The 12,648-nt window shown below is 72.1% G+C and carries 11 protein-coding genes; 2 read left to right on the forward strand and 9 right to left on the reverse strand.

Going from position 1 to position 12,648, the window contains the following annotated elements; all coding sequences use genetic code 11:
• Positions 1-492 precede the first annotated feature (492 nt).
• The 9 genes from MKK64_RS25605 to MKK64_RS25645 all read right to left on the reverse strand — a co-directional run bounded on the left by MKK64_RS25605 (position 493) and on the right by MKK64_RS25645 (position 9,815).
• Positions 493-1,323, reverse strand: coding sequence for an MBL fold metallo-hydrolase (locus tag MKK64_RS25605; RefSeq protein ID WP_147729585.1), 831 nt, complete (start codon positions 1,321-1,323; stop codon positions 493-495).
• Between the two features lie 43 nt (positions 1,324-1,366).
• Entirely contained in the window at positions 1,367-2,164 is a 798-nt protein-coding gene (locus MKK64_RS25610) for a TatD family hydrolase (RefSeq protein ID WP_147729586.1), read from the reverse strand.
• A 49-nt stretch (positions 2,165-2,213) separates the two neighbouring features.
• On the reverse strand, positions 2,214-3,785 hold the full coding sequence (gene metG, locus MKK64_RS25615; RefSeq protein WP_243945888.1) for a methionine--tRNA ligase: 1,572 nt from the start codon (positions 3,783-3,785) through the stop codon (positions 2,214-2,216).
• 103 nt (positions 3,786-3,888) lie between these two features.
• Positions 3,889-4,950, reverse strand: coding sequence for a DNA polymerase III subunit delta' (locus MKK64_RS25620; RefSeq protein WP_243938432.1), 1,062 nt, complete (start codon positions 4,948-4,950; stop codon positions 3,889-3,891).
• A complete protein-coding gene (gene tmk, locus MKK64_RS25625) occupies positions 4,940-5,656 on the reverse strand; it encodes a dTMP kinase (RefSeq protein ID WP_243938434.1) in 717 nt (238 codons plus the stop codon). Before tmk ends, MKK64_RS25620 begins: the two co-directional genes overlap by 11 nt.
• 47 nt (positions 5,657-5,703) lie before the next feature.
• A complete protein-coding gene (locus tag MKK64_RS25630) occupies positions 5,704-6,924 on the reverse strand; it encodes a D-alanyl-D-alanine carboxypeptidase family protein (protein ID WP_147843862.1) in 1,221 nt (406 codons plus the stop codon).
• Between the two features lie 312 nt (positions 6,925-7,236).
• The gene (locus MKK64_RS25635; RefSeq protein WP_243938436.1) at positions 7,237-8,481 is read right to left on the reverse strand and encodes a septal ring lytic transglycosylase RlpA family protein; all 1,245 of its coding nucleotides are present in this window, start codon (positions 8,479-8,481) and stop codon (positions 7,237-7,239) included.
• A gap of 325 nt (positions 8,482-8,806) precedes the next feature.
• Complete coding sequence (locus tag MKK64_RS25640; RefSeq protein WP_147727996.1) at positions 8,807-9,124, reverse strand: ribbon-helix-helix domain-containing protein; 318 nt, start codon at positions 9,122-9,124, stop codon at positions 8,807-8,809.
• Positions 9,108-9,815 (reverse strand): ParA family protein, encoded by a 708-nt coding sequence (locus MKK64_RS25645; protein ID WP_243938438.1) that lies wholly within the window; start codon positions 9,813-9,815, stop codon positions 9,108-9,110. The genes MKK64_RS25640 and MKK64_RS25645 overlap by 17 nt, the downstream gene beginning before the upstream one ends.
• Before the next feature lie 485 nt (positions 9,816-10,300).
• On the opposite strand from MKK64_RS25645, the gene MKK64_RS25650 reads away from it, so the two are divergent.
• Together MKK64_RS25650 and MKK64_RS25655 are read left to right on the forward strand one after the other, a co-directional pair.
• Positions 10,301-10,897, forward strand: a complete 597-nt coding sequence (locus MKK64_RS25650) for a PAS domain-containing protein (RefSeq protein WP_243938440.1) — start codon at positions 10,301-10,303, stop codon at positions 10,895-10,897.
• Between the two features lie 75 nt (positions 10,898-10,972).
• Complete coding sequence (locus MKK64_RS25655; RefSeq protein WP_243938442.1) at positions 10,973-12,619, forward strand: acyl-CoA synthetase; 1,647 nt, start codon at positions 10,973-10,975, stop codon at positions 12,617-12,619.
• The last annotated feature ends 29 nt before the right edge of the window (positions 12,620-12,648 follow it).

Here is a 12,648-nt window from a genome sequence, read left to right on the forward strand (position 1 = left end):
CACAAACACCAGGCCACCCGGCTCTCGCCAGCTGCCCCATCGCTCGTCATGTCGGTGGACCAAGTCCAGAACCGCGTCGCCGCCGCCCCGTCTCGATGAACAGGGGTATACGGACCACCCAGCAGCCCGTCAACAGCCAAATGCGGAGAAATCCATAAAATCCGCGACAGGCGTGTGACGCGGTCCTCCCGGGTTCCGACGACGACGGCAGGCCTCTCCGGGAAGTCGACTCATCCCCACCCGTCCTCTTCGCGCGTCAGTGGCTGCGGCTCTCGGACGGCAGGCGTCGGGCCACCGTCCGCGCGGATGGGAAGCCTGCCGAACCCTTTGACGGTGCGATCACGGGGTCTTCGCGAAACTGGACCGCGGAGTCGTTCGGCACGACATCGACGTCCGTCGGCCGGCCGGCCGGCCGGCCGGGCGATCGCCCGAGCTCCGCCATCTGCCGCCGATCGCGCGACCGTCAGGCGCGCGCCCAACCCGGCATCGGGTTCAATCCCCGTACGCCCGCGCGGGCCGATCGAGATCGAGGGTGACGGTCAGGCCGTCATAGGCCGGCACCACGCCGGGCGGCAGCTTGGCCGCCAGCGTCGCGTGGTCGAGGTCGGTGTGGAGATTGGTGAGGATCGCGCGACGCGGGCGCACGTCCGCGATCAACGCCAGCGCCTCCGAGACCGAGTAATGGGTCGGGTGCGGGGTCTCGCGCAGGGCGTCGATGATCAGCAGGTCGAGATCGTGGAGCCGCGCCCGGCTCGCCTCGGGCAGGAGGCTGAGATCCGGGATGTAGGCGGCCGGCCCGAGGCGGAACCCGAGGGCCGCCTCGTTGCCGTGCTCGACCGGCAGCGCCTCCGCCTCGATCGCCCCGCCCTCCCCGCGGACTGCCACGATCTCGTGGATCGGCAGATCGCGAAGGTCGAGGATCGGCGGGTAGGCGCTGCCCGGCGGCGTCTTGAAGCAGTAGCCGAAGCGGGCGCGGAGCAGGTCGCTCGTGAGCGTATCGGCATGGACCGGAATGCGCGCGCGCATCTGGATCACCAGGGGGCGCAGGTCGTCGATGCCGTGGGTGTGGTCGGCATGGGCGTGGGTGAACAGCACCGCATCGAGGCGCGTCACCCCCGCATCGAGCAGCTGCTCGCGCAGGTCCGGGGAGGTGTCGATCAGCAGCGTCGTGCCGGCCTCGCCCTCCCGGCGCTCGACGAGGATCGAGCAGCGCCGGCGTCGGTTCTTCGGGTCGTGCGGGTCGCAGGCGCCCCAGCCGTAGCCGACGCGGGGCACGCCGCCGGACGAGCCGCAACCGAGGATGCGCAGAGTCAGCGTCGCCATCCGGACCTCCCGCTCGGGTGGTATCCGAGGACGGCGCCGGTTGTCACGCGGACGGGCCTGCCTTCAGGTCCGCCTTGGCGAACAGGCGATGGAAGTTCGCGGTGGTGAGGCGGGCGAAGGCCTCCGCTTCGAGGCCGAGGGTCCCGGCCAGCGACCGGGCGGTGTCGGCGGTGTAGGCCGGCTCGTTGGTCCGGCCGCGATGCGGCTCGGGGGCGAGGAACGGCGCGTCGGTCTCGACCAGGATGCGGTCGGGCGGCACCTGCCGGGCGATGTCGCGCAGAGCCGTCGAGCGGCGGAAGGTGACGATCCCGGAAAACGAGACGTAGAGGCCGAGCGCGACGCCGGCCTCGGCCAGCCGCGCGCCCGACGAGAAGCAGTGCAGCACCGCCGAGAACCGGCCGCGGCCCATCTCGTCGGTCAGCACCCGCTCCATGTGGGCGTCGGCGTCGCGGGCGTGGATCACCAGCGGCAGCCCGGTCGCGCGGGCGGCCTCGATGTGGGCGCGCAGCACCCGCTCCTGAACCGGTTCGGGCGCCGCATCCTCGTAATGGTAGTCGAGCCCCGCCTCGCCGATGCCGATGCAGCGCGGGTGATCGGTCAGCGCCGCGATGGTCTCGGGCGCGACGTCCGGCTCCTCGGCCGCGCCGTGCGGATGGGTGCCGACCGTGTACCAGACCTCCGGGTGCGCCTCCGCGATGGCGCGATAGGTGTCGGCCTTGGCGACCCGCGTCGCGATCGTGAGCATCCGGCCGACGCCGGCGGCCTTCGCCCGGGCGATCACGCCCGGGAGGTCGGCGGCGAAGTCGGGGAAGTCGAGATGGCAGTGGCTGTCGACGAGCATGCGGTCCGGGAGCCTGGGCGAGGGGTTCGGTGTGGCGGGAACGGCCGGCTCACGCAGCCGGTGCCTCGGGCTTCTCGAACCGCGGGAAGATCGGGCTCGGCGCCGGCAGCGGCGTTCCGGGCGTCAGGCGGCCGCCCTCCCCCACGTCGGCGAAGAGGCGCCGGTCGGCCGGCACCGCCAGCACGTCGAGCAGGCTCGCGGCCGAGCGCGGCACGAAGGGCTGCACCAGGATGCCGACCGCGCGCAGAACCTCCGCGGTCACGTAGAGCACGGTGCCCATCCGCTCCGGATCGGTCTTCTTCAGCTTCCACGGCTCTTCGGCCGCGAAGTAGCGGTTGGCGTCGGCCACCACCGCCCAGATCTCGGCGAGGATGGAATGGAGCGCGAGGTCGTCCATCAGAGCCCGCGCCCGCGCCGGCAGGGCGTCGGCGGCGGCGAGCAGTGTCCGGTCGGCCTCGGTGAAGGCACCCGGCTCCGGGACCGCTCCGGACACGTTCTTGGCGATCATCGAGAGCGAGCGCTGGGCGAGGTTGCCGAGGTCGTTGGCGAGGTCCGCGTTGATGCGGGTGATGATGGCCTCGTGGCTGTAGCTGCCGTCGCCGCCGAAGGGCACGTCGCGCAGCACGAAGTAGCGCACGGCGTCGACGCCGTAGGTGTCGGCGAGGTCGATCGGGTCGAGGACGTTGCCGAGCGACTTCGACATCTTCTCGCCCTTCGAGAGCAGGAAGCCGTGGCCGAAGACGCGCTTCGGGAGCGGCAGCCCGGCCGACATCAGGAAGGCCGGCCAGTACACCGCGTGGAAGCGGACGATGTCCTTGCCGATGACGTGCAGGTCCGCCGGCCAGAATTTCCGCCGTTCGTCGGCCTCGTCGGGGAAGCCGGTGACGGTGAGGTAGTTCGTCAGCGCGTCGACCCAGACGTACATGACGTGGCCGGGCCGGTCGGGCACCGGCACGCCCCAGTCGAAGGTGGTGCGGCTGACGGACAGGTCCTTCAGGCCGGAGCGCACGAAGCTCGCGACCTCGTTCTTCCGCGATTCGGGGCCGATGAAGTCCGGTTGCGCGTCGTAGAGGGCGAGCAGGCGGTCGGCGTAGGCCGAGAGCCGGAACAGGAAGTTCTCCTCCTCCATCCACACGACGGGCGTGTCGGTGGCGAGCGAGCGGCGGGTGCCGTCCTCCAGGAGGCGGGTCTCGTCCTCGCCGTAATAGGCCTCGTCGCGGACCGAGTACCAGCCGGCATAGGTGTCGAGGTAGATGTCGCCGTTGGCCTCCATCCGCCGCCACAGTTCCTGCGCGGCGGCGGTGTGGGCGGGCTCCGTCGTGCGGATGAAGCGGTCGTAGGCGCAGTCGAGCCGGTCGGCCACCGCCTGGAACCGGGCCGCCATGCCGTCGACGAAGGCGCGCGGCGTGGTGCCGGCGCGCGACGCCGTCTGCTGGATCTTGAGACCGTGCTCGTCGGTGCCGGTGGTGAACAGCACCTCGTAGCCGTCGAGGCGCTTGAAGCGCGCGATCGCATCGGTGGCGACCACCTCGTAGGCGTGGCCGATATGCGGCGCGCCGTTGGGGTACGAGATCGCCGTGGTGATGCTGAAGGTCTTGGTGCTGTTCGTCTTGGCGGTCACGTCGGACATTCCCGGATACGCGGCTCTGCAGGATCGGCGCCGTTCCGGCGACGGCGTCGTGCGCGTTCGCCGGCGCCGAACCGGCACCGTTCGGGACGATGCTCTAGCCGGTCCGCACGGCGCCCGCGAGGTCCGCGAACAGCGACAGGACCACGGGCCGGCGATCGAGATTGTAGGTCGCGGCCTCGCGCGCCGTACGGCCGAACTTCTCACACACCTCGACCAGGGCCGCAAGGCGCGCCGGCGGCTCCGCCCGCCGGCGGTGGAGCTCGGCCGAGACGAAGCGCTCGACGGTCTCCAGGCCGGCCGCGAACAGGGGCTCGGCCTCGCGCCCGGCGAGCTTGTCGGCGAGCTTGAGGACGCGGCCCCAATCGGGATGGTCGGCGCGCGACAGCAGGGTCTCCATCTCGGCGACCAGCCCCTGCATCGCCGGATCGAGCATCGCGACGGCGCGCGCCACCGAGCCCTCGGACAGGTCGGCGGCCCGGGCGAGCGCCTCGGCGCAGGGCGCCGGGAACGGCGGCGGGAAGCCGGATACCACCGCCGCCACGGCGCCCGCGTCCAGGGGCCGGAGCGCGAGGGCGCGGCAGCGCGAGCGGATCGTCGGCAGGAGCCGGCCCGGCGCATGGCTGACGATGAGGAACAGCGCGCGGGGCGGGGGCTCCTCCAGCATCTTCAGCAGCGCGTTGGCGCCGTTGGCGTTCAGGTCCTCGGCGCTGTCGACGATGCAGATGCGGTAGCCGGCATTGCCCGCGGTGGAGCCGAACAGCTCGAGCGCCTTGCGCACCGCGTCGACCGGGATCTTGGTCGGCAGCGTCTTCGCGGTCGGCACCCGGTGGCGGCGCAGGGCCACGAGGTTCGGGTGCGAGAGCGCCGCGATCTTGGCCGTCACGGGATCGCCCGCGGAGATGTCGAGGCCGGGCGCGCGCGAGACCCCGTCGGGGTCGGCGAGCAGGCGGCGGGCGACGCGGTAGGCCAGGGTCGCCTTGCCGATGCCGGCCGGGCCGCCGATCAGCCAGGCATGGTGCAGGCGGCCCGAGGCGATGCCCTCGGCGAAGGCCGCTTCCGCCTCGGCATGGCCGACGAGGCGCAGCGTCTCGCGCGGGCGGACAATGCCGGGAAGGTCGCCGGGCTCGACGTCGTCGGGGGCGCGATCAGGCGGCATCGGTGCGGCCTTCGGTGTCGTCGAGGAGGCCGGGCAGGCGCGCGGCGACCGCTGCGCGGACCGCGTCCGCGACGGCATCGGGATCGCGCGCCGCGTCGACGAGGACGCAGCGCGCCGGCTCGGCCTGCGCGATCGCCCGGAAGGCATCGCGGAGGCGGGCGTGGAAGGCCAGCGCCTCGGCTTCGAAGCGGTCCGGTGCGGCCTGCGCCCCTTGTGCCCCCTGCCCGGCCGCCCGCGCCCGCGCACGGGCCAGGCCGATTTCGGGGTCGAGGTCGAAGATCAGGGTGAGGTCGGGCCGCGTCGGCCCGACGACGACCCGCTCGAGCGCCGCGACGGCTTCCGCATCGAGACCGCCGGCGGCGCCCTGGTAGGCGCGGGTCGAATCCATGAAGCGGTCGCACAGCACGACCTCGCCCGAGGCCAGCGCCGGGCGGATCAGGCGGTCGAGGTGGTCGATGCGCGCGGCCGAGAACAGCAGCGCCTCGGCGAAGGGCCCGTAGGGCTTGGCGACCCCGGCGAGCAGCGCCGTGCGGATCTCCTCGGCGCGGGTCGAGCCGCCGGGCTCGCGGGTGGTCGTGACCGTGCGGTGCGCGCCGAGCGTCCGGGCGAGACGGGCCACCTGGGTCGACTTGCCCGCGCCCTCCCCGCCCTCGAAGGTGATGAAGACGCCGCGAGGTGTCGAAGCGGTCGGGGTCGAAGCGGTCATGGCTGCCGACGCGGTGGTGGCAGCATGGGGCCCGCGCCTCTCGGTCCTCACGACGGGTTGGCGGGCTTCTCGCCAGGCTTGTCGCCGGCTTTCTCGCCCTTGCCCGCCTTGTCGAAGGCGCGGCGGACGAGGCCGGTGCCGAACTCGAGCGCGGCATCCATCGCGCGCTGCTGGATGGTGCCGGCCTCGACGGAGGCGCCGGCATAGAGCGGCTGGTCGAGCGCCACCGCATCGCCGCGCATGATCTTCAGGCGGCCGACCTCGCGGCCCTCCTCCACCGGGGCGACCAGCGGCCCCTGGTAGACGGCGCGCGCCGTCACGCGATCGGAGGAGCCGCGCGGCAGCAGCACCCGCACCGGCTTCTTGGCGACCAGCGGCACCGATCCCGACGCGCCGCCGAACACCGAGGCCTCGGCCACCGTCTCGCCGGGGGTGAACACCTGCCGCGGCTCGAAGGCGCGGAACCCCCATTCCATCAGCTTGCGCGCCTCGGCCGCACGGTCCCGCGCGGTCTTGAGGCCGGAGATCACCATGATCAGGCGCTGGCCGTTCTGCACCGCCGAGCCGGTGAGCGCGTAGCCGGATTCCTCGAGGTAGCCGGTCTTGAGGCCGTCGGCGCCGATGTCGAGGGCGAGCAGCGGGTTGCGGTTCTGCTGCTTGATCTTGTTCCAGGTGAACTCGCGCTCAGAGAAGATCTTGTACAGGTCCGGGTAGGTGTCGATGATGTGCGCGGCGAGCCTGGCCATGTCGCGCGCGGTGACCCGCTGGTCGGGCGCCGAGTAGCCGGTGGCGTTGCGGAAGGTCGAGCGCGTCAGCCCGATCTCCTTCGCGCGCTGGTTCATGATGGCGGCGAAGGCCTCCTCGGAACCGGCCATGTTCTCGGCGATCGTGATCGCCGCGTCGTTGCCCGACTGGACCACGAGCCCGCGCAGCAGGTCCTGCATCTTGATGCGGCTGTTGACCTGGGCGAACATCGACGAGCCGCCGCCCCCCGCCCCGCCCCGGCGCCACGCGTCCTCGGTCACCGTGAACTCGGTCTCCATCGTCAGCCGCCCGGATTTGAGGGCGTCGAACACGATGTCGGTGGTCATCAGCTTGGCCATGCTGGCCGGGGCGAACGGCTCGTCGGCCGCCTTCTCGAACAGCACCGAGCCGGAATCGGCGTCGACCAGGATCGCGTGCGGCGCCGCGGTCTGGAAGACCTGCGCGCGAGCCGGCGTTGCGAGCGCGCAGGCCGCCGCCAGAAGGAAGACCCAGGTCCTGCGCATCAAAAGACTCCCGTGCGGCCGGGCCGCCACGCTCGCGAACATCCCGCCTCGGATAACAAGCGTGACCATATTACGGTTTCCGCGCCGGATCGAATGCGAAATGACGCAGCGCACCTGCCCGCGCACCGGCCGAGGCGGGTTCTTCTACGATCCGAGGTTGGTTCGGGCCGAGATCGCCGGGACCTGAACGATCCCCCGGCCGCAGGGATACGCAGGGGGTCGTCCCGGCCCGCCGGCTCTCCCCGCGACCGCGGGACCGCCGGTCGTCTCGCGGACGACCGGGCTCCGCCAGGACGGGACGGCGCCGGCTCGTCAGTAGATCCCGGCGAGCCGCGCGCCGCGCTTGTCGGCAGGCTTGCCGGGCGGCTTCGCGGCGAGGTCGACGCGGCTCTTCACGACTGCGCGGGCCGTTCCCTTGTCGCCCGAGCTCTTGTCGCTCGGGGCCGCGGCGCCCGTGAGCCGGGCCAGCGCGAGCTTGGCCGAGGGCGGCATCGCGGGCGGGACGGAGCCCGGCCGGGCCGCCGGCATCCGTGCGGGCACGGCCTGGGCCGTGCGCGTCGCGGGCGAAGTCGCGGCGAGACGGACCGGCGCGTCCCTGCCGGCGAGCCGGGCGATCGGCGCGGAGGCCGGCGCCATGCGCTCCGCGGCCGGGTTGAGCCCCGCCACCCGCACCGGCGCCGGCCGGAACGCCTGGCCGCGCACGGCCGTCGGCTGCAGGGCGGCCGGCACGGCCACCGCCGCCCGCGCCAGCACGATCGGCGCGCGCACCGGATGCGGGGCGGGGGCCTCGTCGCGCTCCTCGCGCTCCGGTGCCGGCTTGAACGCCAGCGGCGCCGGCGTCGTGCGCGAGAACCGCTCCGGCTCCTCCGAGGGCCCGAGATCGGCCACCATCACCGGGGCGCGCACGCCCGCCGGCCCGCCGTCGGTGCGCAGCGTCGCCAGGAGCTTGCGGTCGTCGGAGCCGGCGACCGAGGCCTTGCCGAGATAGGCGACGCGCACGTGCGCGGTGCCCTTGTTGTGGAACTCGAGCGCCCGGGCGACCTCCTCCGAGACGTCCATGACGCGGTCGGCATGGTAGGGGCCGCGGTCGTTGACGCGCACCACCATCGAGTAGCCGTTCGCGGTGTTGGTGACGCGGACGTAGCTCGGCAGCGGCAGGGTCGGGTGGGCGGCGGCGATCGAGTGGCGGTCGAACACCTCGCCGTTGGCGGTCATCCGCCCGTGGAAGGCGGCGCCGTACCACGAGGCCAGGCCCTCGCGGACGTAGCCGCGGGCATCCTCCTTGGGCACGTAGGTGCGGCCGGCGACCACGTAGGGCTTGCCCGAGAAGCGGCGTCCGCCGCCCTTCGGGATCACGTCGCCCTCGTTGTAGAGGCGCGGGCTGGTCTTCACGCCGTATTTCGGGTCGAGCCCGTTACCGGCGGGGCCGGCGAACTTCTGCGGGTTCGTGCTGCAGTTGGCGGTGGCCAGCGCGATCGCCGAGACCGCGAGCAGGCGCCGCAAGGGAAGCGGGCCGCGGCGCGAATCCGGGATTCGAAGAAGCGTCGAACGCGCCATGCCCACCGGATCCGCCTGTACGCCACGTGCCGAAGGTCCGGCCCGCACGGGAGCGGTCACGCCGGGGCGTCCGGCTCGCCCCCTGTACAAGGGGGCGGCGACCGAACGAGCCGACACTTGTCCGAACGCCGTAAAGGAAGCCTGAACGGAACGCGCCGCGCGCCGTCCGACCGCCGCGATTCACAGGGTTTCGCGTTCCCGCATCGCTTGAGCGTTCGGCGCCAAGGCGTTCCAGGAACGTTCAGAAACCGCTCGCACGCGGATCGACGAGACCGGGCGGGGGCAAGGCCCGTACCCGTGATCTCGCCGGTGCGGTTGCGGAGCCTCAGCGCTGGAGCGGCTCCGAGAGCTGCTCGATCGAGCGGGCGCCGCGCTGCTTGAACAGCAGGTCGAGGGCTTCCAGCATGATCGCGTGCATCTTGGTGCGCTCGGCATAGGCGAGGTCGCGCAGCTGGTCGTAGACCGGCGGCTCGAGATAGACCGACATCTGCCGGGCGCGCTCCTTCAGGGTGGCGGGCCCGCGCTTCGGCGGGCTCGCACCGCGGTCGAGCTGGACGATCTCGGCGGTCTGCGGCACGGCGCGCGCGGCCGGCACCGAGGCCGCGACGATCGAGGCGAGGTTGAGCTTAGGCGGCTTCGACATGCTTCACCGCCTTGCCGGATCCGGTCTGGCCCGAAACGGGCTTGCCCGAGACCGCCTGTCCCGATCCGACCTTGCCCGCCTGCGTGCGCTTCTCGATCCAGGACCACAGCCGGCGCACCTCGCCCGCCGCCTGCCCCTTCGGGTTGAACTCGGTGACGCCCTGGCCGACGCCGATCGCGTCCTGGTGGTCGGTGCGCGCCACGATGTTGACGTCGGGCAGGATGCCCAGCACCGCGAGGCCGTCGGCCGCGTCGCGGATGCGGTAGGAGCGCGGCGGCGTCTGGTTGAGGACGAAGGCGAACTTCTTCTCGAGCCGGTACACGGCGGCCAGCGTCGGCTTGAACGCGCGCAGGTCCGCGGGCGTCGGCCGGCACGGGATGATGCAGAGGTCGGCGGCGCGGATCGCCGAGAGGGTGCCGGTGGAATCGACGCCGGGCGTGTCGATGAAGACGTAGTCGTAGGCCGAGTCCCGAAGCTGGGTCATCACGGCGTCGATCTGCGTCGCATCGATCTGCGCGACCTCGGGGCCCTCCGCGGTGCGGTGGTCGAGCCAGTCGGAGATCGTAGCCTGCCGGTCCATCTCCAGGATGCAGACCGAGCGGCCGGCCTCCTGTGCGGCGACCGCGAGCGAGATGCAGAGCGTGCTCTTGCCGCTGCCCCCCTTCTGGGTGACGAAGGTGATCGCTTTCATCGGCCGGTCCTCGGTTCAAGCTGCCTTGGCTCAAAAGCGCGCGCATGCGCGTCGCGGTGCGGCACGATCCGCCGTCCTGCCGGGCGCGGGCATGCCGCCGTCCCGTTCGCAGGCCAAAGCCGGAGTTGCGGCGCACGCGCTCCGGGCAACCTAGAATCGGGGAGCTCCGCGCGAAGGCGAGGATCCTGTGACCCAGGGATGCCGTGATCCCGATATCGCGTCGGTTATGGTTAAGAGGCCGTTAACGGAGGCGGGCCCCGTCTCGGGCCGGCCGGCATCCGCTCGCCATCCGCCGGCTCCGGAACGCGGCCCGAGACCCGGGATGCGGAGGGTTTTTCCAACCTCAAGTTTGTTTTCGAGGGCTCCCTGTCGGTTCTCACTTTTCTTAGAGGAAGCGATGCCTTAGATTGCTTTTCGAGGGCGCCATCCCGTCCGTCGATCGTACCTCAAGTTTATTTTTGCTGCCGCCGGCCTTTAGGAGTTGCATGGCACAGGCTCCGAACCCGCACTCCAACGACGAGCTCCGGGCTGTCCTCGACGCCTCCGGCGTCGTCGGCGCCTGGGTGCACGATCACTGGGCGGGGCGTCTCACGCTGTCGGGCGACTTCGCCGGCTTGCTCGGCCTCGATCCCGAGGTCGCCGCCGGCGGGGTATCGATCGACACGTTCCTCGAGCGGACCCATCCCGAGGACCGCAGCCGGGTCGAGAGCTGCCTGCACGCGGCCGGCGAGATCGGCGGGCCGGTCGAGGCCGAGTTCCGGACCGTCGAATCGGCGGCGGGCGTGCGCAAGCTCCTCATCCGCGGGCGCGTCGAGCGCAATGCGGTCGACGGGACGGCGCAGGGGCGGGGCATCGCGATCGATCTCACCGAGAACCGGTCGGCGGACCTGCGCCAGACGGAGCGCCTCGTGAACCGCATGGCCGAGCACGCCATCGCGCTCCGCGCCCTCGCCGACGGCCTCGGGGAGGCGAACCTGACCAAGCTGATCGACGGCCTGATGATCGAGATCGGCTTCGAGCTCGCCAAGTTCCTGCAGGATCCGCGCGCCCTCGGCGAGATCCGGGCCGAGCGCCACCACTGATCCGGTCGGCCGCAGGCCGTTGGATCACGCTGCCGTGCGCGGTACTGTCCGGGCCTTGCTCGCCGGGAGGCCGCCATGCGCCGCGACACGATCTACGACCGCGACCTCGACCGGAATCCGGCCAACCACCAGCCGTTGACGCCGCTGGGCTATCTCGACCGGGCGGCGCGGGTGTTTCCCGATCAGGTCGCGGTGATCCACGGGCCCCTGCGGCGCAGCTATGCCGAGCTCTACGCCCGCTGCCGCCGCCTGGCCTCGGCGCTCGCCGCCCACGGGATCGGCCGGGGCGACACCGTCGCGGTGCTGCTCGCCAACACGCCGGCGATGATCGAGTGCCACTACGGCGTGCCGATGGCCGGCGCCGTGCTCAACACCCTCAACACCCGCCTCGACGCCGCGGCCCTGGCCTTCTGCCTCGATCATGGCGAGGCCAAGGTCCTCGTCGCCGACCGGGAGTTCTCGCGCGTCGCGCGCGACGCGCTGGCGCAGACCGGGCGCAGCCTGCTGGTGATCGATTACGACGATCCGCACTATGCCGGCGCCGGCGAGGCCCTCGGCACCCGCGACTACGAGGCGTTCCTCGCCGAGGGCGATCCCGAGCACGACTGGGCGATGCCCGACGACGAGTGGGACGCGATCAGCCTGAACTACACCTCCGGCACCACCGGCGACCCGAAGGGCGTGGTCTACCACCACCGCGGCGCGGCGCTGCTGGCTCTCGGCAACGTCGTCACCGGGAGCCTGGGGCAGCACCCGGTCTATCTCTGGACGCTGCCGATGTTCCACTGCAACGGCTGGTGCTTCCCGTGGACGCTGTCGATCGTGGCCGGCACCCATGTCTGCCTGCGCCAGGTCCGGGCCGAGGCGATGTACGCGCTGATGGCCGAGCACGGCGTCACCCACCTGTGCGGGGCGCCGATCGTGATGCAGCTGCTGATCAACGCCTCCGACGCCGAGCGCCGCCCCCTGCCCCACCGGGTCGCGTTCTTCACCGCCGCCGCGCCGCCGCCGGAGGCGGTGCTGGCGGGCATGCGCGAGGCGGGCTTCGCCGTCACCCACCTCTACGGGCTGACCGAGAGCTACGGCCCGGCCGTCGTCAACGCGTGGCATGCCGAGTGGGACGACCTCCCGGCCGACGCGCAGGCCGCCAGGAAGGCCCGCCAGGGCGTGCGCTATCCCGTGCTCGAGGGCCTCGACGTGCGCGACCCCGAGACCCTGGAATCGGTACCGGCGGACGGCCGGACGATGGGCGAGGTGATGATGCGCGGCAACGTGGTGATGCGCGGCTACCTCAAGAACCCGGCCTCCACCGAGGCGGCGTTCCGGGGCGGCTGGTTCCACACCGGCGACCTCGGCGTGAAGCACCCCGACGGCTACGTGCAGCTCAAGGACCGCTCGAAGGACATCATCATCTCGGGCGGCGAGAACATCTCCTCGATCGAGGTCGAGGACGCGCTGTTCAAGCACCCGGCGGTCGCCGCCGCCGCGGTCGTCGCCAAGCCCGACGACAAGTGGGGCGAGACGCCGTGCGCCTTCGTCGAGCTCAGGGACGGCGCCGCGGCCAGCGCCGACGACCTCATCCGGTGGTGCCGCGGGCGGCTGGCCGCCTACAAGATGCCCCGGACCATCGTGTTCGGGGAGCTGCCCAAGACCTCCACCGGCAAGGTGCAGAAGTACCTGCTGCGCGAGCGGGCACGGCAGGAGCCGGGGCAAGAATCGTAGGGAGCCGAGGATCATGGCAGGCGACGCGG

It is taken from the genome of Methylobacterium sp. E-025, assembly GCF_022829705.1.
GTDB lineage: Bacteria > Pseudomonadota > Alphaproteobacteria > Rhizobiales > Beijerinckiaceae > Methylobacterium.